The sequence below is a fragment of the Pseudomonas sp. Van50 genome (genome assembly GCF_055390755.1).
In genome coordinates this window covers 945,557-968,882 of record NZ_AP024343.1, presented here as the reverse complement: position 1 = coordinate 968,882, position 23,326 = coordinate 945,557, and the positions used below count along the sequence as shown (strand labels likewise).

General features: G+C 58.1%; 18 protein-coding genes. 10 read left to right on the top strand and 8 right to left on the bottom strand.

Going from position 1 to position 23,326, the window contains the following annotated elements; translation table 11 throughout:
- Positions 1-6: 6 nt before the first annotated feature.
- The 4 genes from dpdE to ACZ5M5_RS04055 all read right to left on the bottom strand — a co-directional run bounded on the left by dpdE (position 7) and on the right by ACZ5M5_RS04055 (position 6,259).
- Positions 7-3,099, bottom strand: coding sequence for a protein DpdE (dpdE, locus tag ACZ5M5_RS04070; RefSeq protein WP_464738637.1), 3,093 nt, complete (start codon positions 3,097-3,099; stop codon positions 7-9).
- A gap of 988 nt (positions 3,100-4,087) precedes the next feature.
- Positions 4,088-4,318 (bottom strand): hypothetical protein, encoded by a 231-nt coding sequence (locus ACZ5M5_RS04065; protein ID WP_464738636.1) that lies wholly within the window; start codon positions 4,316-4,318, stop codon positions 4,088-4,090.
- Positions 4,315-5,256, bottom strand: a complete 942-nt coding sequence (locus ACZ5M5_RS04060) for an MFS transporter (protein ID WP_464738635.1) — start codon at positions 5,254-5,256, stop codon at positions 4,315-4,317. Before ACZ5M5_RS04060 ends, ACZ5M5_RS04065 begins: the two co-directional genes overlap by 4 nt.
- A gap of 46 nt (positions 5,257-5,302) precedes the next feature.
- Positions 5,303-6,259 carry a LysR family transcriptional regulator gene (locus tag ACZ5M5_RS04055; protein WP_464738634.1) on the bottom strand — a complete coding sequence of 319 codons (957 nt, stop codon included), beginning with the start codon at positions 6,257-6,259 and terminating at the stop codon, positions 5,303-5,305.
- A 184-nt stretch (positions 6,260-6,443) separates the two neighbouring features.
- On the opposite strand from ACZ5M5_RS04055, the gene ACZ5M5_RS04050 reads away from it, so the two are divergent.
- The 9 genes from ACZ5M5_RS04050 (at position 6,444) to ACZ5M5_RS04010 (ending at position 18,625) form a co-directional block, all read left to right on the top strand.
- Positions 6,444-8,555 (top strand): glycoside hydrolase family 3 C-terminal domain-containing protein, encoded by a 2,112-nt coding sequence (locus ACZ5M5_RS04050; protein ID WP_464738633.1) that lies wholly within the window; start codon positions 6,444-6,446, stop codon positions 8,553-8,555.
- Between the two features lie 72 nt (positions 8,556-8,627).
- Entirely contained in the window at positions 8,628-9,032 is a 405-nt protein-coding gene (locus ACZ5M5_RS04045; protein ID WP_464738632.1) for a fibronectin type III-like domain-contianing protein, read from the top strand.
- Positions 9,033-9,259: 227 nt separating this feature from the next.
- A complete protein-coding gene (locus ACZ5M5_RS04040) occupies positions 9,260-11,458 on the top strand; it encodes a TonB-dependent receptor (RefSeq protein ID WP_207283575.1) in 2,199 nt (732 codons plus the stop codon).
- A 24-nt stretch (positions 11,459-11,482) separates the two neighbouring features.
- On the top strand, positions 11,483-12,307 hold the full coding sequence (locus tag ACZ5M5_RS04035) for a TauD/TfdA family dioxygenase (protein WP_464738631.1): 825 nt from the start codon (positions 11,483-11,485) through the stop codon (positions 12,305-12,307).
- Positions 12,304-13,377: an ABC transporter substrate-binding protein gene (locus ACZ5M5_RS04030; protein WP_464738630.1), complete on the top strand. Its 1,074-nt coding sequence runs from the start codon at positions 12,304-12,306 to the stop codon at positions 13,375-13,377. The genes ACZ5M5_RS04035 and ACZ5M5_RS04030 overlap by 4 nt, the downstream gene beginning before the upstream one ends.
- The gene (gene mgrA, locus ACZ5M5_RS04025) at positions 13,374-14,378 is read left to right on the top strand and encodes an L-glyceraldehyde 3-phosphate reductase (protein WP_464738629.1); all 1,005 of its coding nucleotides are present in this window, start codon (positions 13,374-13,376) and stop codon (positions 14,376-14,378) included. Before ACZ5M5_RS04030 ends, mgrA begins: the two co-directional genes overlap by 4 nt.
- A 266-nt stretch (positions 14,379-14,644) precedes the next feature.
- Positions 14,645-15,160 carry a sigma-70 family RNA polymerase sigma factor gene (locus ACZ5M5_RS04020; RefSeq protein ID WP_060743083.1) on the top strand — a complete coding sequence of 172 codons (516 nt, stop codon included), beginning with the start codon at positions 14,645-14,647 and terminating at the stop codon, positions 15,158-15,160.
- Positions 15,147-16,130: a DUF4880 domain-containing protein gene (locus ACZ5M5_RS04015; RefSeq protein WP_464738628.1), complete on the top strand. Its 984-nt coding sequence runs from the start codon at positions 15,147-15,149 to the stop codon at positions 16,128-16,130. The genes ACZ5M5_RS04020 and ACZ5M5_RS04015 overlap by 14 nt, the downstream gene beginning before the upstream one ends.
- A gap of 122 nt (positions 16,131-16,252) precedes the next feature.
- On the top strand, positions 16,253-18,625 hold the full coding sequence (locus ACZ5M5_RS04010) for a TonB-dependent siderophore receptor (RefSeq protein WP_464738627.1): 2,373 nt from the start codon (positions 16,253-16,255) through the stop codon (positions 18,623-18,625).
- A gap of 121 nt (positions 18,626-18,746) precedes the next feature.
- Here the strand turns inward: ACZ5M5_RS04010 and ACZ5M5_RS04005 are convergent, their stop codons facing one another.
- Entirely contained in the window at positions 18,747-20,228 is a 1,482-nt protein-coding gene (locus ACZ5M5_RS04005; protein WP_103308902.1) for a hypothetical protein, read from the bottom strand.
- 488 nt (positions 20,229-20,716) lie between these two features.
- Here ACZ5M5_RS04005 and ACZ5M5_RS04000 point away from each other — a divergent pair, with 488 nt between their 5' ends.
- Entirely contained in the window at positions 20,717-20,989 is a 273-nt protein-coding gene (locus ACZ5M5_RS04000; protein ID WP_092146193.1) for a hypothetical protein, read from the top strand.
- A gap of 564 nt (positions 20,990-21,553) precedes the next feature.
- Here ACZ5M5_RS04000 and ACZ5M5_RS03995 read toward each other — a convergent pair.
- The 3 genes from ACZ5M5_RS03995 to ACZ5M5_RS03985 form a co-directional block, all read right to left on the bottom strand.
- Entirely contained in the window at positions 21,554-21,856 is a 303-nt protein-coding gene (locus ACZ5M5_RS03995; RefSeq protein WP_464738626.1) for a hypothetical protein, read from the bottom strand.
- 333 nt (positions 21,857-22,189) lie between these two features.
- On the bottom strand, positions 22,190-22,411 hold the full coding sequence (locus ACZ5M5_RS03990) for a hypothetical protein (RefSeq protein ID WP_218276793.1): 222 nt from the start codon (positions 22,409-22,411) through the stop codon (positions 22,190-22,192).
- 361 nt (positions 22,412-22,772) lie between these two features.
- Positions 22,773-23,150 (bottom strand): hypothetical protein, encoded by a 378-nt coding sequence (locus ACZ5M5_RS03985; protein WP_256587161.1) that lies wholly within the window; start codon positions 23,148-23,150, stop codon positions 22,773-22,775.
- Positions 23,151-23,326: the final 176 nt, after the last annotated feature.

Sequence of the window (23,326 nt, the reverse complement as noted above, 5' to 3'; positions counted from 1 at the left end):
TGAAGGTCATTCGTTAAAGGGCGAATTAGAAGACAAGAAGACTGCGCCTACCACATCTAAGTCGAGACGAGGATTAGATATGGCTGCCTCTAGCGCCGCATACATTTCTTCAGCCTGGTGCAGTTCGTCTAGTTCTTGTTGTCGGGCCAGTCCTTGCAGGCGACTAGCCCTCGCCTCACCTTGCGCCCGGCGCAATCGACGCTCCTGAGCGCAGGCGTTTAACGCGCTCTGTATATGCTCGATATATGCCGGTGCGCTCCGCACTGCGGTTGTGGCGATGTCTCTCTGACTCCCGCACAGTCCGCTCCAGTTGCGTAACCAGGTCGACTTGATGCCCGCAGGTAACCTGCGCCAGCGGTGAGAATTTAGATTGAAATCACGTCGAGCGCCCTTCAACGCCGGGGAATACCCGCTAGTCAAAAACTCACTGGGCTCAGTTTCAATCGTTCCATTACCGTGCACCCAAACTCGCATGACTAGAGGAGGCAGCAAGGTGCTGGCCTTACGAGCCAGTGCATGCTGTTTCAGAGACAATGTTTTCTCGTTCGCCAGGTTGAGTGCCGGACGTACCATAAAGTCAAAACGAAAGTACAAATCGGCCCCACTGGGATCGCTGACTTCGTACTGCCGATTAGCCCGCCAAACCGCAAATGCACGACCGCGGTCGTCAGTTTTGCAGAATTGCTCCAGTGAGGCCACAAGAGGGTCGCCGATGCGAAGTAGGCGTAGACCTTGCGCCAGCCCTCGACGATTGGTGACGGTGTTTCGCTTGAACGCATAGAGGTGACTCAGCGGAAAACGAGCGCTTCCACCGATCGCACTCTGGTCGACTGTCGCCAAAAAATGCTTGAGGAAACCCGCCAGAGGTAACAGGGTTGCTCTCCCTCCGTCGCGATACGCATAACCAATTCGAAACGGAGTATCCGTAGTTTGGCCGCCTAATTCACTCTCGTGACGCGAGACAAATTGCAGCGAATCTACCGCTAGCGCGTTGAAAGCGGCACGCCATTCCGCCCAATCGCTATCTACATCCTCCAGCGCGTCCATTCCGGGAATTTCCCGGTTAGCCAGGGCATCCAGGCTATCTTGGTGATTCAACTGCCGCACTTCACGCTGAACCCAGCCGCCTGGTCCGCCGAGTTGATCCGCGTGAGCTTGGAGGGCTGCAGTGCCCTGCTCGGACCACCCGCATGCCAACGACTCAGAGGTCGACTCGATTAGGTACTGTAGGCTTGCCACCGATTGACGGAAGACCCCCCAACCACTATCCAGGACTTGAGCCCAAGCAGCTTCGTCGGAGTTCGCCTCATCAAGCAAGACATAGGACACGATAGGGTCGCCGGTTCCGTAGCGATCCAATCTCCCCAATCGTTGCTCAATGCGGTTCGGAGATGATGGCAGATCATAATGGACGGCCACCTTGCGCCCGCCATGCAGATTAACGCCTTCCTCAGCACGTGCATCACATACCAGTACACGCACCCGGTCGGGCAAGTTAAGAAACTGCTCCCACTCAAACGCAGTTACCTCCCCATCTTCGTCCACTTCGACCGGCTCGTGACGGGCGACTCTGTCACCTATCTCGCGAACCAAGGCATCAGCAACCCGATCGGCATCCTGTAGCCGATCGCAAAAGACGACAACCTGGACCGCCGGGTTTTCTAGGAGCATGCGGACCTGACCGCACAACGCAATTACCCGCGCAGAGTCGGAAAGTAGACGCTCAGCCGCATGATCAACACCTCTCGCCTGAGCGAGCAAGTCAGGCTCATCCAGTCCAGCACGCGTCAAGGCCTGGAGTAGCGATTGTCCCGAATGGGGGTGAACGGCTGCCTGGAGCAGCGACTGGGAGACATAGGGAAATGATCCGTGGACTGCCAACGCCAAGCGCAAGGCTTCCAAACGATCGCGCCACGTCGCAGTAGCCTCACCACTAAAGGCAACTGACTGCATCCCAGCTCGCCGAGGCGTGGCCCATGGTACCGATGTACGACGGTTGCGCAGGAGCCTGCGGTGCAGTCGGTAGCTTTCTACCAAGTGGGTCTTGAGATCCTCCAAAGCAGCTAAGAACCGAGCATTTTCCTCGTCAGGAAAAGTATCCAATACGCTTTGCAGGGTACCGACCTTCTCCACTAGCAGAGGATCGTCAGGATAGCTCTCTAGCAATCGCTCTAGGTCGGGGCCAAGACCCCAGACGTTTTCAGGCAATAGCGTCGAAACAACTTCCGCAATGACTTGGCGGGATGCAATGCGCCGCTTGAAGCCGTCAAGGTCATCAAGCGGAAACACTACGGGGTCCAGTAGGTGTAGAACCCGAAGAAACTCCTCCGCATTGCCCAAGACCGGGGTCGCCGACAGCAGTAACAGCCGCGGCAAGGAAAGTGCGTGGGATCGCAGTAACTCATACAGTTCGCGCTGTTCAGCGGTAGCTTGCTTGGACAGATGGTGAGCCTCATCAACCACCAACATGCCGGCGTTAGCAATAACCTTAGACAATCGCTTCAGGTCGTCATGCGCAATGACATGCAACAAGTCATCCAGTTCAGCCCCGAGACCGAACCGGACTGTCAACTCACGACGCCACTGGTACACCAAGGCAGGCGGGACAATCAGCACCGCCCTTGCAGCAGGATCGTCGATAAAGTACTGCCGCACGATGATCGCCGCCTCGATCGTTTTCCCCAGTCCCACCTCATCTGCCAATAGATACCGCTGGATAGGGTCCGAGAGGACCCGGCGTACGACATCAAACTGGTAATCTACGAGGTCGATCGAAGAACAGAGAGCAGCCGAAACACCTGCCACTGCATGATGTTGACTAGCCACAGCACGGACAAAATCTGCCCTCGCATCGGCTAGGAACGGCGTCTCAGTGGCCTCAACTGCCAATAAAGGCAGAGGATCGTTAAGTGGCCAACTCCACCGGACTTGCAACTGTTCGGCTGCGAGGTTCTCCATCTCCCCATTGGGAAACTGCACAAAAATGATCGCACCATCATCCTCAAGCACACGACCGACCTGCCAATGGAGCTCTGCTGTCCGACGATAGACTCGAGTTTGCGCTGGCAATCTCGCCTGGATGATTTGAGAGAATGGCACTTCGATAGGGTCAGGCAGTATGCCCCCGGTGCATCAAAGTATTGGACTTTCGCAGTACATTGGGACACCCCAAGGAGCTTTCCAATGCCCCACCCCAAATATAGAGGATTAGTAATCTTTACAAAGATGCCTAGCTTAACTGAGGCTCCTCGACTAGCCATCACAGAGACCTCAAAAGAGGGTATGCCTTACTGTCACCGCTCTTGAGTACCCTTCCACCCCAAATAACGCAATCGTCTCTGACGGGCGGACGCGCTTGGTTAACAACTTGGGTTAGGCTCATCTTTGCATCCTTGCATCCCAGGGTTAATTGGGCCAATACCATTTTTCGAGGCCGATCTTACCCTATAAAAGATGCCAATATGCCATTTGAGTGAGCGGAAGTCGGTGGAAGCGGTCTCTAGCCAGCCTGCGAAGTGGCGCGCTCTTGCTGCTGCGCCCTGTATCACTCCGACCAGGACAGCCCAATTGAGTCGTGTTGCTGGCTAACCCACGAAGGCGAGTTGCAACCGCCGCTGACTTTCGTATAGCGCACATCGATCAACGCCACCTATCTGCTCCTCGGCACTACCTGTTTCATCTGGACCAGGGACCAAGGGCGATTTGTGCGCTTACCGGTACTGCAAATCGGGACAGCCTATCTGACTCGTGGGGTGGCGCTTATTGAGGGTTGCCAACCGGCTAGCTCAGCACAGGTCATCTAATTTGTACCGATGTGTTCGGAGCCTGGGACAAGCAATGGGAGGTAAGCTACTCGGCACCTAAGTCCCTCCTACGCCGTCAAACCAATACCTGTGGTATTCCAAACGGTATTCCAAGGACACCTTGGAATAGAAAATAGACCTTAAAATCAAATCATTACGTACACAGTTCAGATTACCCCGGCCCGCCACTTCATCATCTAAAGACGTCCACGGACGTCTTTTTTTGTGCCTGAGATTCAGTAAGCTTTCAGGGATACGGCACTAAACAAGGGTACCAACGCAACTCACTCCCGTGCAGGGGCTCTACGCAAAATCAACATCGCAATGAAAACCGCACCCACGGTCCCCACCGAGATCATCAGTCCATGCTCACTGATGTATGACACTGTCGCACCTGTAGCGATGGGCCCCAATACGCTCCCCAAGGTGTAGAACATCGCAATCGCCGTCATTGCGGTGGACACTTGATGTTCGCCAACCCGGTCTCCCGCCTCGATCACGGCCAGGGTGTTCATGCCGCCAATGGCGCCCCCCAGAGGAACACGATAATCGTCGCCAACCAAGGAAGCGGCTGGCTGAGCGGAATGGCCAGTGTGCCCAGCAAAAGTATCGAGCCGCAGACTAATTGACCGACTTTGTAGGAACTGCGGTCGGCCATCCAGCCGATAGGTAGTTGCAGAACGGTGCCTCCAATGCCGAACACCGATATCAGCAAGGTAGCGGCGGTCAACAGATAGCCGGCCGATAGGCTGTAGGCTGCAAGAAACGACACAGATGAGGTCTCCGAAAAACCTGCGATAAACGCGCCACACAGTGCCGTCGGAATGATGCTGAACAACTTGCCATGGCGTTTTTCCGCCGGGGTTTGCGGTTGCGTATCGTACGCCTTGAGGGTTAATGCCAGCGCGCCCGACACCAACACGATCGCCGCACTGGCGTAGTAGGGCGCAGCGCTCCCCACGCCAAATACAACCAAAAGCAGCGGGCCGACAGCAATACCCAGGCCCATCAAGGTCTCATGTACGCCGATCGCACGCCCGCGCTCGTCTTTCGAGGCGACCGCGACGATCCACGTATCGCAGGCAATCCAGCGCAGGATCAAGCCAATACCGAGCACGAAGTTCAGCGAAAAAATCAGTACCAGATGGGTCGTCAAGGTCATACCGATCAACGCAGCAATCGTCAGCGCTGCGCTGAGGATATTAGTCTTGACGAGCCCCAGGCGGGCCAGAAAACGCGGAACCCATTTGTAGAGCAGCAGGATCGCCAACCACGAGGCACTGACAATCACCCCGATCTTTGCCGGCTCAACCCCTTGCTGCTCCAGCGAAAGCGACAGCAACGGAGTGACGGTACCAATCTGCACGATCTGCGACAGGGCCGAGAGCGTGTTTATCTTGGTGAGCGCAAACCAGCGTTGTTTGTCGGTGCACTCAATACTGGTATTTTCCATTCGTGCCCCCGCGGTCTCGCCGGAACTCTCTGTGCCGAGCAGCCAGCTAGATGGCCAGATCAAATGTTTGTGCCGTGGCTAGATCGGTTGCAATGTAGGTGGCGTCGATACGGCCGATGGTTTCGATAACGTCCATAGCCCGCCTGGACAGTCGCCGGTCAGCCCGGTAAACCACTCCGAAACACGTACCGCCGATCAGAAGCCCTTGCGGCGCATCGACGAAGCTCAAGCGTTCGACGATGCCGTGCGACACCAGGTGGGCCACCACGTCTTCCGCCGCAATGCCCACCAAGTCGGAACTGCTCACCATCTGGATGAGGATATCGGTGTGTTTGCATTCCATATTGATCGGCAATAAATCTCTGCCGGCGCGTTCAGACAGCAGCACCCGTAGCTCGGCGGGCAGTGACGAACAGGCCAGCGGGTAGTCGGCCAGTGCGCGAAAAGACAGGTCATCCGCCGTCTGCAAGGGGTGATGCCGGCGGCAGAACAACTGGAAACGCCTCGGGCGCAAGGCCTGAGTGACGTAGCCTTTGCTGGTTTCGATATGCCGCAGGTCGGCGATCAAAAATTCGATCTCACCGTTGTCCAGGCACTCCTTGAGCACGTCCGGCGTATCGACGCGTAGGTCTATGCGGGTATCGCGGTTGAGATCAACGAATTCAGCCAGTGCGGCAGGGACCAGGCGAGCGGCAGGTAACGGGCCGCAGCCCAGGCTCAGTAGCGGCGCCGGCTCCTGCTCCAGGCCGAGGATGTCGGCGCGCAAGCTGCTGACCTCGTCGATGATCTCGCGGGCACGGACGCGCAACGCTCGGCCCTGGGCCGTCAGTGCAAAACCACGACCGCCGGTGCCGCGCTCCACCAACTGACAGCCGAGGTTTTGCTCCAGCGCCTGAATGCTGCGACTGAATGCCGACTGGGTAATGAACGTGGCCTCTGCCGCCCGGGTGAAATTGCCATGCTCGGCAAGCGCAAGGAAGTGTCGAAGTTGATGCAGGTCCATGGCCAGTCTCATAGGGAATGACGGTGATGCATAGAATGCGTTTCACAAGGCGTAGGGGTGCGGGCTATATCCCTGACTACAGCAGGCGAGTAGAAAGTACATTAATAACTTTTTGACTTTAAATATCATTTTTTTATAACCATATCTCTCCTTGCCGATTCCGCCGCTTAAGGACCTTATCGACATGCCTTCCCCATTCCGTGCACTGGCGTTTCTGCTGAGCGCCTGCGCGTTACCCGTGGCTGCCGCGCAATCACCTTGGCTCGACCCATCCCACTCCCCGACCACCCGAGCCCGGCAACTGCTCGGCGCCATGACCCTGGAAGAAAAGTCGGCGTTGCTCTACGGCTATGGCAGCAAAGTCGAGGGCAATCAGCAGTGGCAGGTCTACGTCGAAGGCAATCCGCGTCTAGGTATTCCAGCCATGACCCAGGGCGACACGCCCAGCGGGATCATGATTGGCAGCACAGCGGTGACCCAGATGCCGGCCTCGGTCGCCCTGGCGGCAACGTTTTCCCGACCTTTGGCGCTGGCTTATGGCGAGGTGATCGGTGGCGAAACCCGCGACCTCGGTTACGGCGTGATCCACGGCCCTAACGTCGATGTGCTGCGCGATCCACGTCATGGACGGGCCCACGAATCCTTCGGCGAAGACCCGGTGCTGGTCTCGGCGATGGCTACCGCGTATGTCCAGGGCGTGCAGCGCCATCAGGTACTGGCCGATGCCAAGCACTTCGCGGTCAATACCGTGGAAAAGGACCGGCTGACGGTCGACGCAAGAATTGATCGGCGCACCCTCAACGAGTTGTACCTGGCACCGTTTCAGGACGTGGTGCAGGACGGCAAGGTCGCGATGGTGATGTGTGCGTACAACAAGATCAACGGCGTACACGCCTGCGATGACCGGGACCTGATCGAGAAACTGTTGCGCACGCAGTGGGGCTTCAACGGCATTGTGCGCACAGACGCCGGCGCCAGCCACAGCATGGACTCGCTAAGGATCGGCGTGGATCAGGAGTTTCGCGTCGAGAGCCAATTCGGCCAGCGCCTGATCGCGGCGGTTCGCTCTGGACAATTCCCTGAATCAGCGGTGGACCGGGCGGTGTTGCGCATCCTCGAAACCATGATGCGCTACGGTATTTTCGACCACCCGCCGCGACGCACCGCCACCGATTTGCGAGCCCACGCCGTCCAGGCGCAACAGGTCGCCGAGCGCAGCATTGTGCTGCTGAAGAACAGTCACGATCTGCTGCCACTGGCATCGGACATCGGCACTTTGGCCGTGATCGGAGCCAGCGCCGCCGACACCCGCACAGCCGGTGGCCCGGCCAATCCGGCGGTGGAGGGCAAGGACACGCTGCTGCAAGCGCTGCGCGACAGGCTGCCGTCGACGCGCATCGTGTTCGAGCCGGGCACCGATGCGGTGTCTGCTGTGTCGGTGGCGCCGGGTTATCCGCCGCTGCCAACGGCCATGCTTCAGGCCGACACGCAGGGCACGCCGGGGATTCAGGCGATCTACCGCACGACGGACAAGCAGACGTTGAAACGGATTGACGCTTGCCTGTGTTTCACCCCGTCACGGGGGTTTGAGGATTTCGCTTTATCCAGCGTGTCCCGTTATCAACTGCCGCCCGCCAATGTCCGCTCAGTTCAGTGGCAAGGATGGCTGCGGATCAGCGCCGATGGCGACTATGGCGTGGACCTGGTCGGGGCGGGGCAGGCCCGTTTGCAGATTGACGGCGAAACGGTGCTGAAGCTCGATTCAACACGTTCGGACGGTCGGGTCCAGCGTTCTATTGCGCTCAGCGCCGGCCTGCATCGGATCGCCCTGGAACACCAGCCGTTGGCCACGGGCAGCCACTTGAAAGTCGGCCTGTTGGCGCCCGATAGCGTGCTGGACTCAAGCATGCAGGCGGCGGTCGAGGCTGCACGGCAAGCGGATGTGGTGATTGTGCTGGCGCGGGATCTGGCCAGCGAAGCCAACGATCGACCGAGCCTCGACCTGCCGAATGACCAGAACCGCCTGATCAAAGCCGTCGCCTCCGCCAACCCGCGCACAGTGGTGGTGCTGACCACGGGCAGTGCCGTCACCCTGCCTTGGCAAGCGCAAGTGCCGGCGGTGCTCGAAGCCTGGTACGGCGGCACTCGCGCCGGCGCGGCCATTGCTCGGGTACTGCTCGGGGAGATCAACCCGTCCGGGCGACTGCCGGTGTCATTCCCGGTGCGCGATGCGGATCTGGCCACGTCGGCGCTCAGCAGTTTTCCCGGAATCAACGCCGTGGCGCGATATCCGTAAGGCCTGGCCACCGGTTATCGCCACCACAATCGCGACACCGCACCGGCAGCGGCCTACCCGTTTGGCTTCGGGTTGTCCTACACCCGCTTCGCGTATGCCGACCTGACCCTCTCCGCCCCCCAGTTCGAGATCGCGAAGCCCGCTGCCGATGGCACCTTCAAGGGCTTGAAAGCACTGCAAGTGCGCTTCACCGTGACCAACACCGGCCCACGCGCCGGGACCGTGGTGCCGCAACTGTACCTGCGTCATCCGTTGCCGGCGCACCTGCCGACGCCATTGCTCAAGGCTTTCGACAGCCTCTACCTGCAACCCGGTGAACGCCGCGAGGTGGCATTCGAGCTGGATCAGCGAGCGTTCTCGACCTTCGATCCCGACCAGCAGCGCTGGCAGGTTCTGCCCGGTCGCTACGCCGTGCAGGTGGGTGATTCTTCCCGCGAAATCCTGCTCACGGCCACGGTCAGCGCACGCCTCGAGTAGCGTCAGACGCGCCATGCATGAGGGGCATGCGATTTTCGGCTTGTACAGCCGGCGTGCCCCGCTGCTAAAACAGCGTCCGACGGGAGCAACCGTGCTCCCGCCCACCACCTTGCCTTGCCACTTGACGACCTGACCCGATCACGGGAAGCCACAACACCGACCGTACGCCTCGAGCGTCGGCGAGTGCCTCAGCGGCTGCCATTAGAAAACACCAGGGGATCAGATCGATGAAGCCAATCACCAGCACCCTCCACCGAGGCGCCCTGCTCGGGCTGTTGTGCCTGCCCAGTGCCTACGCCCAGAGCGCCGAGCCGACTGCCGAAAAAGACAGCCAGGCGGCACCTACGCTCAAGTCCGTCACGGTCACCGCCACTCGCCGTGAAGAGTCGCTGCAAAAGGTCCCGGTCGCGGTCACGGTGGTGGATGGCGAACAACTGGAGCGCGACAACCGCAACAGTGTCGGCTCGATCGTTCAGCAGATTCCGACGTTGAATTACCGCACCAGCGCATCCAACAAGGACAGCTCGCTGTTCGTGCGGGGCATCGGCACCATCTCCACTTCCCCCGGCGTCGAGCCGAGTGTTGCGACGGTGATCGACGGCGTGGTCTACGCCCGCCCGGGCCAGTCGACCCTGGACCTGTTGGACGTGGATCGCATTGAAGTGCTGCGCGGCCCTCAGGGCACGCTGTTCGGCAAGAACGCGTCAGCCGGTGTGCTCAACATCGTCACCCGCGACATCCAGGACGAGCCACACGGCTATGTCGATTACTCGCACTTCGGCGGCGGCAACGAAAACCGCATGCGCTTTGGCCTCGGCGGGCGCTTGAACGAAACGCTCAAGGGCTCGCTCACCACCTCGTTTGGCGAGTACGACGGCAATGTCGAAAACGTCGTCAATGGTCACGATACCAACGGTTACGAGCGCAAAGGCGTGCGCGGTAAATTGCAATTCCAGCCCCAGGATGACCTCAAGTTCACCTTGATCGGCGATTACAGCGACGGCGAAAACGATACGCCATCGGTGCTGGTCAAACCCAGCGCCGCAGTGGCCGCGGCAATATCGCCGGTGGTGCCGGGCAACGATAACCGCAAGATCAAGAGCGACTACAAGACCTACGTCGAAGACACCAATCGCGGCTTGTCGCTGCAGGCGGACTGGTCGTTGGCCGATTACACCTTGACGTCGATCAGTGCATGGCGAGGCTGGGACAACACCCAATATCAGGATAACGACTTTCTGGCGGCCTTGCCTGTCTCCGCTGTGCACGACAAAGGCGAGGTGGACTACGATCAGTTCAGCCAGGAGTTGCGCCTGACATCGCCCAAGGGGCAGTTCGCCGAATATGTGCTTGGGACCTACCTCTTCCATGGCAAGTCTGAAGAAACCTACCGGCGACTTTCGGTCAACAGATCCGTAGCCAACAGCGGGCGCGCCGACTACAGCGCCACCAACAACAGCTATGCAGTATTTGGCGAAACGACCCTGAACTTTCGTGACGACCTGCGCGGGATCTTCGGTCTGCGCTGGACGCTGGACGAGATCGAATACGCCCATCGACGTGTCTCCACCTCAGCCGTTGAAGTCAACTCCGTGCGCCCATCTTTCGCCAGCAAGGGTTCACATGACGACTCCGGCGTGTCCGGGCGCGTTGGCTTGCAATACGACATCAACGACAACCTCACGTCCTACGTGACGTACTCGCGGGGCTACAAGGGGCCGGCCTACAACGTCTACTTCAACATGCAGGCGGTGGACCTCGAACCCCTCGATCCGGAAACCTCCGACACCTATGAACTGGGCCTCAAGAGCAGCGCCTGGAACAATCGCCTGACCGCCAACCTGGCGGTGTTCCATTCCAAATACGACAACTACCAGGCGAACTTTTTCGACGTGGTCGGCACCTCGGTGGTGACTCGCCTGATCAATGCCGGCTCCGTGACCAGTGAAGGCGTCGAACTCGACTATGCGCTGCAGGCGACCCAGCAACTGAAAATTTCCGGTGCGCTGGCCTACACCCGGGCGCGTATCGACGCCTTCGAATGCCCGGCAGGCGCCGCCGCCAGTTGCAACATCAACGGCAAACCGTTGCCCTTTACCCCCGACTGGAAAAGTTATGTACGCGCGGACTACACCATCCCGCTGGACAACGGCTGGGACGTGGAACTGGGCACCGATTACAGCTGGCAGGGCGAGGTGAAATACAGCCTCGACCAGAACCCCAACAGCGTGCAGGGCGCTTTCGGCCTGTGGGGCGCCAGCATCGCCCTCGCGGATTACAACGCCGGTTGGCGCGTAGCGTTCATCGGCAAGAACCTCGCCGACAAGTCCTACTCACCCGTGCTGTCGTCGGGAGCCAGCACGACCCGCGTGGTTCCCCGTGACGATGAACGCTACTTCGGCGTGCAACTGCGCAAAGATTTCTGATCCTTCCAAGGCTGGAGCAACACCATGAGCTTGAACGTGGAACGTGTGAACCCGCTGCTCGGCGCCCGTGTCAGTGGCATCGACCTGGCCGCTGTCAACGACGCGACCCTGGCGCAGATCGAAGCGGCGCTGGTGGCGCATAAAGTGCTGTTCTTCGAAGACCAGCACTGGAGCGCCGCGCAACAAAAAGCCTTTGCCGAACGCCTCGGTGAACTGCACGTCCACCCCGTGTTCGAAGCCGACCCGGCGGTGCGTGAACTGGTGGTCTTCGCCTACGACGACAAAAACAAGGGTGCCAACGACACTTGGCACGCCGACGTGACCTTCGCCGAACGACCGCTGAAATTGGGCATTCTTTATGCCGAGGAAATCCCCGAGGTCGGGGGCGATACCCTGTGGATCGACACCGAGGCCGCCTACCGCGCGTTATCGGCACCGCTGCAGGATGTGTTCGACAAGCTCAGCGCGATTCACGACTTCTGCAACGCGAGAAGCCCGGATACGGCGTTGGACATTGAGGGGCTGGAGCGTCTGCGCCGTGTGATGCCGCGACCGACCCAGCACCCGGTGATTCGCACACATCCGGTGTCGGGCAACAAGTCGATTTACGTCAACCGCGCCTTCACCACGCACATCGCCGGTGTGTCGCGCCTGGAGTCCGAGCACCTGTTGGCGTTACTGCTGCAGCATCTGCAGATCCCGGAATTTCAGATGCGCTGGCGCTGGAAGAAAAATACCGTGGCGATTTGGGACAACCGCAGCACGCAGCACCTTGCAGTGGCCGACTACTTTCCGGCACGCCGTCGGGTGCGGCGCGCGGCGGTATTGGAAGAGGCAAGACCTGTATGAAGTTGCGCGGATTGAAATATTGGCTGGTGTTGCCACTGACAGCACTGATGGCGCTGGCGCACGCGGAGGGTTTGACCATTCGCATCGCCGGCCCGGATTTGAGCGCGGGGGCGAAAGTCAGCGGTGGTCCGGTGGCCGATGTGCTGTACACCCGACACATGCTTGAAGACGCCTTTGCCGCCGATGGCATCAAAGTGCAATGGCACTTCTTCAAGGGCGCCGGCCCGATGATCAATGAAGCCATGTCCAACGATCAACTGGACGTGGCGTTTCTTGGTGACCTGGCCTCGATCATCGGCCGTGCCAGTGGCTTGCAGACCCGTTTGCTCATGGCCACGGGCCGCGCCACCAACGGTTACCTCGGCGTGGTTCCCGGCTCCGGGATTCAGCGCATCGAAGACCTGAAAGGCAAGCGTGTGGGAATTCTGCGCGGCACCGCCGACCATCTCGCCTTGATCGACGTCCTCGCCAGCGCAGGTTTGCAGGAGCGTGACGTTAAGTTGATCAACCTTGATTTTAACGCGGTCAACGGCGCCCTGGCGGCGCGACAGATCGACGCCAGCTGGGCGCCGGCGCGGCTGTTTGCGCTGAAGCAGAAGGGCTTGATCGAAATTCCGTTGGGCAGTCAGCAACTCAATGGCCGGGGCGCGGGACAAGGCGGACTGATCGTGACTCAGGCTTTTATCGACGCCCATCCACAAGCTACACAAAGACTGGTCGAGGTGGTGGCCCAGGCACTGGACTGGCTCTCGCAGGAAAAAAATCGCCAGGCGCAGATCGACCTCAGCGTCGAACAGTCGGCTTACCCTCCCGCGGTACTGACCGAGGCACTGGCGGGCGGCGATCTGGGTTTTATCTATTCGCCCCTGCTGGACGAGCACTACCTGAGCGTGCTGCGCAAAGACGTGCAACTGGCCACGGACGCCCGGCTGATCCGCAAACCGTTCGATGTCGACCAGTGGGTCGAGCCTTCCATTCTCAAGCAGGCCCTGCAGCAAACCCAGCTCAGTGATGCCTGGAAACCGGCGAGCGAATACCGTTGGACGACCACCAAGGACACTGCGCAATGAGTCAACCGCTGACCCCTTACACCGCCGACCCGCAACGCTATCAGGGCCGTGATTACCGGCGCGCCGGGCGCAGTGGCTTGTTGTTGCCGGCACTGTCGCTCGGGCTCTGGCACAATTTCGGCGACGACACACCGCTGACGCGCCAGCGCAACATTCTGCGTACCGCGTTCGATCACGGCATCACTCACTTCGACCTCGCCAACAACTACGGCGTGCCCTATGGCAGCGCCGAAAGTAATCTGGGCCGGTTGTTGCGACAGGACTTCGGCGCCCATCGTGATGAATTGATCATCTCAACCAAGGCCGGCTGGGACATGTGGCCGGGCCCTTACGGTCAGGGCGGCAGCTCACGCAAATACCTGCTCGCCAGCCTCGATCAGAGCCTGGCCCGGCTGGGCCTGGACTATGTGGATGTCTTCTACTCCCACCGTTTCGACCCCGATACACCGCTGGAAGAAACCGCTGACGCGCTGGCCAGCGTGGTCCGCCAGGGCAAGGCTCTGTACGTGGGGATTTCTTCTTACTCAGCACAGCAAGCCGATGAGATCGCCGTACTGTTGAACGAGCGCCAAGTGCCGCTGGTGCTGCAGCAGCCGCTGTACAACTTGCTGGACCGCAGCATCGAAACCAACGGCGTGCTGCAAGGGGCGCAGGATCGCGGGGCTGGGGTGATCAGCTTTTCGCCGCTGGCTCAGGGGCTGCTCTCGGGCAAGTACGCCAAAGGGATCCCCGCGGACTCGCGCATTGGCAAGGGCAGCCGCTATTTGCCGGAGCAAGCGTTAAACGACAGTCTGCACACGCGTATTCAGTCCTTTGAAAATGTGGCGACTCGCCGCGGGCAGACCCTCTCGCAACTGGCGCTTTCCTGGACCCTGCGCGACCCGCGGATCACCTCGGTGCTGGTGGGTGTCAGCACACCTGAGCAATTGATCGAAAACCTGCAAGCCCTAACCAATCTGGAATTCACAGCAGAGGAGTTAGCACAATTGGCCGATACCTGATTCGGCCCACCAGATCTGCGCGCAATGCCTTCGAAAAGAGTTAAGCAAGCCGATGTTTGGTGCCGTTCAGTTTCAAACGCGTGCCGAGTGAACTGGCCGTCAAACCACCACCAAACCGATTCCAAAACCCAAGCAGGAGGTCAAGCTCTATCAGGACTCGTATACCAGGGCCCGTCTCGCGCATCGGCTCCCACACATTTGCACTGACGTCAGCCGCCTGAATATAATGCGATTCATTATCAATTATGTATGTTTCCGGGATGCTGATGCGCAGCAACGACACACTGGGCAATGCCGACCTCACCCTGCTCTATCGCAGCCACCATTCCTGGTTGCACAGCTGGCTGAGCCGGCGCATCGGCTGTCACGAAAGCGCGGCGGACCTGGCGCAGGACACGTTTGTCCGTCTGCTCAAATCGCGTCAATTGAGCCCCTTGCGCGAACCCCGGGCTTATCTGAGTAGCATCGCCCGTGGGCTGATGATCGATCGGTATCGCCGTCGCGAGCTCGAACGCGCCTACTTCGAGAGCCTCGCGCTGCTCCCTCCACAAGCGGCCCCCTCTGAAGAAGAACGCTTGCTGATTCTTGATAGCCTCGAGCGCATAGACCGCCTGCTCGACCTGCTCAAACCGAGGGTTCGCGAGGCTTTTCTACTCGCCCAGCTCGACGGCCTGACCTGCCTGCAAATAGCCGAAAAATTGTGCGTTTCCCGCTCTACGGTTGAACGCGACCTGGCCAAGGCCCTGCAACACTGCTATCGCTTGCGTTATGCCGAACAGTGAAGCGCAAGCGCTGGATCCGGCGGTGGTCGACCAGGCGATCCACTGGCTGGTGCGTCTGCGCTTCAATCCTGCCGATGAGCAAACCCAGCGCAGTTTCGAGCACTGGCTGCAGCAGCGTGCGGAGCATCGGTTAGCGTGGCAGCGCGTGGAAGCGCTTGGCGATGACTTCGCGGGCGTTCCACCGGATTTGGCCCGGCACACCCTCAAGGGCGCCCGCTCAGGCATCCATCGGCGCCAAAGCCTCAAGCTACTGGGTGCATTGGCCACCTTGGGTGGCGCGGCCTGGCTGGGCCGCGACTACACGCCGCTGCCGGCCATGCTTGCCCAACAGCACAGCAAGACCGGCGAACAAAAGCGCTTCCAACTCGATGACGGCAGCCTTATCCAGCTCAACAGCGACAGTGCAGTCGACAGCTATTTCAACCCACAGCGACGCCTGATCGTTCTGCGGCGCGGCGAAATCATCGTCAATACCGGCCCGGACGCAGGCTCGGCTCAACCACGTCCGTTCTGGGTACAAACGCGCGACGGCCTCATACGCACCCTGAATGCCCGGTTCCTGGCGCACGAGCGGGACGACGGGACGCTCATCGCGGTGCAGGGCGGCGCCGTCACGGTGTTTCCTGGGTCCAGTCAAACCCTTGCGGTCAACGACACCGTCCAGGCCGGCAACCAGCGGCTGTTCACCTCGGATGGCATTCGTGAGTTCAAGGATAACGGCCTGGATGTCTGGAGCTGGAGTGACGGGGTGATCAGCGCACGCAATATGCGCCTCGGTGATTTCATCGGGGCCTTGTCGCGCTATCGCCCGGGCCTGTTGCGCTGCGCCGAAGAGGTCTCGGGCCTGCGGGTTTCCGGCACCTTTCAGCTCGCCGACACCGATCAGGTGCTGGCATTGGTTGCGCAGTCACTGCACCTGCGGATCGATTATCGAACCCAATATTGGGTGACGTTGAGCGCCGCCAGCTAACAGTTTTCCTCGCCATACACCAACCTCAAATAAAAATGAGGTGATTTCTCATTCTCGTTCGGCATGTAAGAAAAGGCCGACCTACAGGCCGATCTGCCGATCCCCTTTCACGGAGCGAGTCAATGAGTGCGTCCCCGGTTCCCCAGCGTCATCTACTGAATCGTGCCATACACGGTGCGGTCTTCGGCGTCATCGTCAGCAGCTATGCGCTACCCACCCTGGCGCAGCCCTCGACTGTTGAGCAGACCCACCCGGTGCACCAGTGGAACATTCCCGCCGGTCCCCTGGCACCGGCGCTTGACCGCTTTGCCCGCGAGGCGGGTATCAGCCTTTCCTTCGACGCTTCAAGCGTAGCGAACCGCAATACCCGGGGCGTGAGCGGCACACTCGATACGTCCGAAGCGCTGTCGTCGCTGTTGCAGGGGAGCGACATCGCCATACAGCAGCAAGGCCCGAACGCTTACTTGCTGACGCCGCAACCCAAGGCGGATGCCGACCTCGAGGAGTATCGCCTTGCGCCTATTCTCGTCAACGCCAAGGCCAGGATCGACGGCACCGAGGACAGCAACTCGGTGGTGGCCCAGGAACTCTGGGTCGGCGGTAAGGTGGCCACCAGCATCCTCAATACGCCCGCCTCGGTTTCCGTGGTGACCGACAAGGAAATGAAGCAACGCAGCGTGAGCACGACCGAAGAACTGCTGCAATACACGCCGGGGGTCATTACCGACTATTACGGCACTGACGACCGCAACGATTACTTCCAGATCCGCGGCTTCCAGGCCACGACCTATCGGGACGGCCTGACCCTGGGCTCGATGCGCGGCGTGCGCGAAGAACCTTTCGCCTATGAGCGCGTTGAGGTGATCCGCGGGGCCAACTCCACATTGTTCGGCCCGGCCGACCCGGGCGGCTCGGTGAACTTTGTCAGCAAAAAGCCACGCTTCGACAAGTTCGGCCAGGGCTACGTCACCTACGGTTCTTTCGACCATGTCGAAACCGGCATCGATGTCGGGGACTCGCTGAACGAAGAAAAAACCGTAGCCGGTCGCTTCACGGCAAAGATGCAAGACAGCGATCGCGAGTACGACCACTCACGGGACGACAACAAGTTCTTGATGGGCGGCCTGACCTGGTCACCCACGGACTTCACCTCGGCCTCGGTGATCGTGGACTATCTGAAAACCCAAAGTTCGCCCAACAGCGGCGGTTACCCGCTGGACAAGGAATACGACCGTGACAAGTTCTACGGCGAGCCCAGCTACAATTTCCACGATGTCGAACGCACCAACATCAGCGGCACCTTCAGCCATGATTTCGACAATGGCTTCGTATTGCGCAGCAACCTGCGCTACAGCGAACTGACCGATGATTTCGGCTATGTGTTCCTCAGCGACTCCCCTGCCCGCACTGGCACCACGGTCCCGCGTTACATCTTTGGCACTGACAGCGACGCCGAGCAACTGAACGGCAACTTGATGCTGCAATACGATGCCCGCTTCGAAAACATCGACAGCAGTACGTTGGTAGGCGTGGAGTACGGCGACTCTTCAACCGAGGAACGCTCCGTATATGCCACGACAGGCTCCATCGACCTGGCCAACCCCGTGTTCACGGGTGTACCCAGCGGCGTAGCGCCCTATAGCAACGACAAGCTCGACACGAAAACCAAGGCCGTGTTCCTGCAGCAGAACCTGTCCTTCTATGAGCGCTTTATCGTCACCGCCGGTGTGCGCAACGACTCGCTGGATCTGTCCAGTACCGACATCAACAACGTAAAAGCGTCGGATAACTTCTCCGAAACGTCCTATCGCGGCGCACTGACCTATATCGTCAACGACGAAGTCTCCACCTACGTCAGCATGGTCGAGTCGGTCTCGCCACCAACGGTAGGTGTAATTCCGAAGACGGGCACGCAATACGAAGTGGGGGTGAAATATGCGCCCATCGGTATGGACGCGCTGTTCTCGGCGGCCGTCTACGACCTGACCCAGGAAAATGTCAGCATCGCCGTCGTACTGCCCAGCGGTGTCATCGAGCAACAAACCGTTGGCGAATCACGGGTACGCGGCCTGGACCTGGAAGCCAAGGCTGAGCTGACCCCCAACCTGAGCCTGGTGGGTGGCTACTCCTACATGGAGTCCGAAGTGTTGCGCGGTACTTTGTACGACGGCAGCTCACTCAAAGGTAATGAGTTCGCCACGGCCCCCAAACACTCCGCGTCGCTGTGGAGCTATTACAACATCCCCGACACCGATGTCAGCGTTGGCCTGGGTGCACGTTATGTGGGCTCCTATTACTTCGACGCGGCCAACACCGGCACCAGCGATGGCACGACGCTCTTCGATGCGGCCTTCAACTACAAACTCTTCAAAGGCACTGACCTGGCGGTTAACGTCAGTAACCTGCTGGATGAGCAGCACGTGGTGGGCTCGGGGACCGCGAACTACTACAACCCGGGCCGCGAAGTGACCGCGAAGTTAAGTTACAACTGGTGAAGAGCTAGTCGCTCACGATGGGGCTCGGCTTGATGCGAGTCAGTCATCGAACGGCGTAAACCCGTGGGAGCACAACTTGCTCCCACGGGTTTGAATCTACAGAGCAAGACTGCGGCGAGCATCAAATACCCGGGCCGCTGACGCGAGCCGGCAACCTGGCCAGCCGATCCCAACCCTCGGCACTGATCCCGGAACAGTTCAGCAATGCCAATGTGTGCAGTGGCAATTGCTCCAACACCGGCACTGCGGCTGAGGTAATCCGCGATTCACCTGGATCTGCCGAGATCGTCAGATCACTCAACGGCAGCCGAACAAGGTGGGCCACTCCGGCGTCGGTGAGCCAAGGGCTGTCATACAAACCCAGGCGCCGCAGCGACAGATCGCGCAGGCAGGCCAGGTCGGCATCGCGCAGATCCAGGCCGCTTATTTCAAGTTGCTCCAACGGCAAGCCCAACTCGACGAGCTTGCGCAGAACCTTGCCATCCACGCCGCAACAGAAGCTGAGACTCAGCCGCTTCAGTGGCAGGCCAGCGAGTTGCTTCAACGCCTTCCAAGTGATGTCGTTCAATGACAGGTCCAGAGACTCCAACTCCAAACCGCGCAGATCACTCAACGTATCTGCATTGATGCCTTGCACATCGGAGAGCCCCAGGCGCTTGAGTGGAAACCCGTGCAGCACATCGAGCCGCTCAATTGTTTGACGTGAAGATTTGAGATTCAGGTCGGCGAGTGGCATGCCTTCCAATATCTCAAGGTCGTCCTCGCAAACATACGAAGAGGGAAGCGAAAGCCGTTCGATGGGCAGACCCGCAAGGGCGTGCAGCGTGGCGTCTGTTGCGTAACATTGATCCAGGCTCAGGGAGCGCAACGCGCTCAGGTGTGAGAGCCATGCAGGGTCCTTCAGGATTGCGCTGCTCCAACCGAGGGACAATTGCTCAAGGGGGTGACTGCCTAAGTGCGCCATCCCACGGGACGTCAGCTCGCCGACGCGTTCCAGCGTGAGTGACCGCAACTTGAGGTTTGACAGCCCGAGAAGGCCATCATCGGTGACGTCATCGCAACGGTTCAACGACAACTCCTGCAGCGGACTATTGCCGAGGTGTTGAAGGATTTTGTCGTCGAAGTCTTCACCGTAGGTGCTTAACTTCAGCCGGCGCAGCCGTTCGAGGGAAGGCAGGCTGGTGGCGTTATCGTCTCGGGAGAATCCGCTGATTTCCAGGTTCTCGAGAGCGAGGTCTGGGAAACGTTTCCATACACTTTGATCGCAGCTGAAACGTGGGCTGTTGAGCACCAGCGTGCGTAAAGGCAGCCCCGCCAGAGCGTCGCACCACGCCGGCTCGGCGTTATCCAACTCCAGATGATCGACCGGCAGGTTGCGAAGCTGCGCCAGCAATGGTCCGGGGCGGTTGGCATGTGCCGTGGTGTTCAACTGAGCAATCACGACGTTAGCGGCCGGATCGCACAGGCCTGCGGCGAGGCGTACGCTGTCCAATGAAACCTCGGCGGTGTCGAGCAGATCGCGGTAAAGCGCGGCACGTGTGGTGATGTCATCGGGGTGGGTGGCGAGCTGGGTGGTCAGCGCGTTGCGGGTGGGGTTGTGCACGGTTTGTGAGTCCGAAGTGGGCGAGCGCTGGGCAGGCTGCGAAAGAGAAAAGTGGCCATAAGGGAAGCACAAAAAAGAGCCTTGCTGAAGAGGATGTTGAGACGGAAAACGAGGTACCCCGGCCTTGTTCCGAATTACAGATTTCTAGCAGAAGATCAACGACGGCGCCCCTCAGGACAACTCACCCACCTAAAGGCTGTACAAATCCCCTATGGCGAGGGAGCTTGCTCCCGCTGGGCTGCGCAGCAGCCCCCCTCTATGAACGCTCCGCACCCAAACGGAAGCAAACACCTCGCCGCCGCCGACAGCCCAACCCCACGTAACGAATACCACCACAGACAGGCTAAACGTCCTACATCAAGCTCGGAAAGCGGCGTCTTGTAGCACCCGGACAAGGCGGCCTATATTCCGTCGTCGTCCTAATGGCGACTCGGGTTTGGCGACTCGATTAACGAGGTAGCTCCTTTCAATTGAATGAGGTACTACCGATGAAACGATACATGCCCATCACCGGCATCGATTGCATCCCCGCCACCCTGCTCATCGACACCGAAGCCCCGCTCGACGTCCTCTTCGAAACCGCCGACTACCGCATCCGTACCGTGACTCAACTGCTGGAAAACATCGCATTCCGCTCGGAAATCAGCTCCGACACGCTGGTGCTCTCCGACCTTTGCAAAATGCTGACGATATCGCTGCGTGATGGGTGTGATGTGATGGATGTGATTGGGAGGCGGTTGCGGGCGCAGGCGGCTGAGTAAATGAAAACGGGCGACCTTTGGGGTCGCCCGTTTCACGATCCGTTAGAGACACTGCCACTGCTGTCATCGATGATGTGGTGAAGGATTGGAAGCGCTGGGGAGTCAATCTGCTAGGTTGGTCGGTAACCCAATGCCACCCATTTAAGCGGGGTAGCATTGGTTTTATTTGTGGCCATAACGTAGTCCATCTGCTGCGATGAGCTGTGGCGCAGTTCGTCAAGAACTGCGCCACAATTGCGCCAAAATCTCCTCAAACAGCGCCAACACAACCATGCCTTCGCCACGACCGGAATCGATCACGGTTCCCAAGACCTCGGCACCCCGATCAAAAAAAGGGGACACTCTGCATCTCATAAAATAAATCTGTCCCCTTTTCCTTACTTTTTCCGCCATACGTAGGCCTGCAATATGTACATCTCGCGGCACCTCTACAGCAGTAGAGTTTTGGTAGAGGGGAAAAGGGGGAAAAGGGGGATTTATTTTAGAACACCGAGCAAGCCAATGAATCGACTCTCTTCACCTTATAAAATAAATCCCCTTTTCGCGGCACTGTGCATTTGAACGTCAGTAATTAAACTTCGTTTTCACCTCACCCTCACGTCGATAGGATATTGAAAAAGAAAGCCATTCCTCACCTCGAGCCTTGCCCTCTGCCTTCAATTCCTTTATCAACCTATATAGTTTGGAGCTATTAAAATCAGTATCAGCATCGGTTACTTCAACACCATCCTTCTCAACAGTCAGCACCGACTCCATGTACCCTTCACCCACCTCAACCTCACAACAGAAAGAGTCATAACCCAAAACTATTCCAGAATCAATTAAAGAAAATATTTCCTTCACAATTTCTAAATCTTTAGTAACCATTACTCACCTCTGGAATTTTACCAGCTTCATTTTCAAAGGAGACCGTTCGAGTTTTACCATCGATAGTATAGGTCAACTCAGCGAAAAACGAAAAAGGGGACAGATCTATTTTAGAACACCGAACAAGCCAACAAGCCTGCTCGCTCTGCATCTCATAAAATAAATCTGCCCCCTTTTCGCTTACCTTTTCGCTTATGTCCCCTTTTCGCTTTTCGTTACATACCCACCGACTGAAAACACAGCCCCATCACAGCAAAGAAAGGGGATTTATTTAAATAATCTAGAGGACAAATAAATCTGCCCTCTTTTTCAGCCCCCTTTTTCACGTACTTTTTAATCATGATTCAAATGCTTAGCCGCCTGATTCAAAAGGGTCATGAACTCTGCTAACTCAAAACTCCAACTCCCGCCTTTAACAGGGGGGTAAATTTCGATCTCAACTGATCTGCCAGGCTCACAGGTTACTTCAGCCAGCTGGTCAGTTCCCGCCCATATTTCAAATACCAAATTTTCACGATCTGGCGGGCTAGCTATCATTGAAGATAAATGACTCATGGTTTTGGTGGCTCCAATAGACCAATAAATTTCCCATTAGCATCATAACGTAGCCCCCGACCGTCGGGAGCGATTACATCCATTACCTTTCCAAATCTCCCCGTATCCTTATAGGCTACAGTTGTCGCAGGATTGCTCAGAATTTCATCAGCTATTTTTTGACCTTGAGCTTTAATTTCGGAGGGACTTCCTTTAACGCTTGGGAACGCACTGCCTTCACGGCTACCGTGTTTCTGAAGAGCTCGGCCAGCTAGGAAAAAGGGGACAGATCTATTTTAGAACACCGAACAAGCCAACAAGCCTGCTCGCTCTGCATCTCATAAAATAAATCTGTCCCCTTTTCGATGCCCTTTTGCACCTGCTACATCTTGATAAAGTCAAAAACCTGACTAAACAGCCGCTCAACATTTGGCGACGCATCGAGACGCGCAAGCGCTTCATCTGACGTTAAAGGCATGTCATAAGGCTCAAACCCTCGACGAACAGCAATACCATACAAAGCATGTTCGTCATCTTCCGCATGCTCCCAATGGGGGACATAGCCAATTACCTTATAGACCTTGAAAATTTCATCATGGAAATCCATTAACTCATATAAAAATACTGGAGCGTTATTCAGCGCCAAAGCTTGACCGCACCAAAAATTAAGCTCATCCCTGCTTATAGCCCCACAAAAGAGACAGGTGATAACGAATGCCATCAGCTCATCACTGAAGCAACTAGGATCACTCAGACTCACATCCCACCTCCTATGGCTTCTCCACCAATAAGAGAAAGGGGACAGATTTATTTTAAAACACCGAGTAAGCCAACAAACCCACTCCCTCTGACCTCATAAAATAAATCTGTCCCCTTTTCGCTGTCCTTTTCGCTGCTTTTCGGCCCGTCCCCTTTTCGGTCCCCTTTTCGCTTTCT

Excerpts from the sequence above, each read along its gene's own strand:
- ACZ5M5_RS04040 (WP_207283575.1), top strand. The coding sequence starts at position 9,260 with ATGAAGCCAATCACCAGCACCCTCCACCGAGGCGCCCTGCTCGGGCTG.
- ACZ5M5_RS03995 (WP_464738626.1), bottom strand. The coding sequence starts at position 21,856 with ATGGTTACTAAAGATTTAGAAATTGTGAAGGAAATATTTTCTTTAATT.
- ACZ5M5_RS04015 (WP_464738628.1), top strand. The coding sequence starts at position 15,147 with ATGCCGAACAGTGAAGCGCAAGCGCTGGATCCGGCGGTGGTCGACCAG.
- ACZ5M5_RS04030 (WP_464738630.1), top strand. The coding sequence starts at position 12,304 with ATGAAGTTGCGCGGATTGAAATATTGGCTGGTGTTGCCACTGACAGCA.
- ACZ5M5_RS04060 (WP_464738635.1), bottom strand. The coding sequence starts at position 5,256 with ATGGAAAATACCAGTATTGAGTGCACCGACAAACAACGCTGGTTTGCG.
- mgrA (WP_464738629.1), top strand. The coding sequence starts at position 13,374 with ATGAGTCAACCGCTGACCCCTTACACCGCCGACCCGCAACGCTATCAG.
- ACZ5M5_RS04065 (WP_464738636.1), bottom strand. The coding sequence starts at position 4,318 with ATGAACACCCTGGCCGTGATCGAGGCGGGAGACCGGGTTGGCGAACAT.
- ACZ5M5_RS04000 (WP_092146193.1), top strand. The coding sequence starts at position 20,717 with ATGAAACGATACATGCCCATCACCGGCATCGATTGCATCCCCGCCACC.
- ACZ5M5_RS04020 (WP_060743083.1), top strand. The coding sequence starts at position 14,645 with ATGCGCAGCAACGACACACTGGGCAATGCCGACCTCACCCTGCTCTAT.
- ACZ5M5_RS04010 (WP_464738627.1), top strand. The coding sequence starts at position 16,253 with ATGAGTGCGTCCCCGGTTCCCCAGCGTCATCTACTGAATCGTGCCATA.
- ACZ5M5_RS04055 (WP_464738634.1), bottom strand. The coding sequence starts at position 6,259 with ATGGACCTGCATCAACTTCGACACTTCCTTGCGCTTGCCGAGCATGGC.
- ACZ5M5_RS04050 (WP_464738633.1), top strand. The coding sequence starts at position 6,444 with ATGCCTTCCCCATTCCGTGCACTGGCGTTTCTGCTGAGCGCCTGCGCG.
- ACZ5M5_RS04035 (WP_464738631.1), top strand. The coding sequence starts at position 11,483 with ATGAGCTTGAACGTGGAACGTGTGAACCCGCTGCTCGGCGCCCGTGTC.
- ACZ5M5_RS03990 (WP_218276793.1), bottom strand. The coding sequence starts at position 22,411 with ATGAGTCATTTATCTTCAATGATAGCTAGCCCGCCAGATCGTGAAAAT.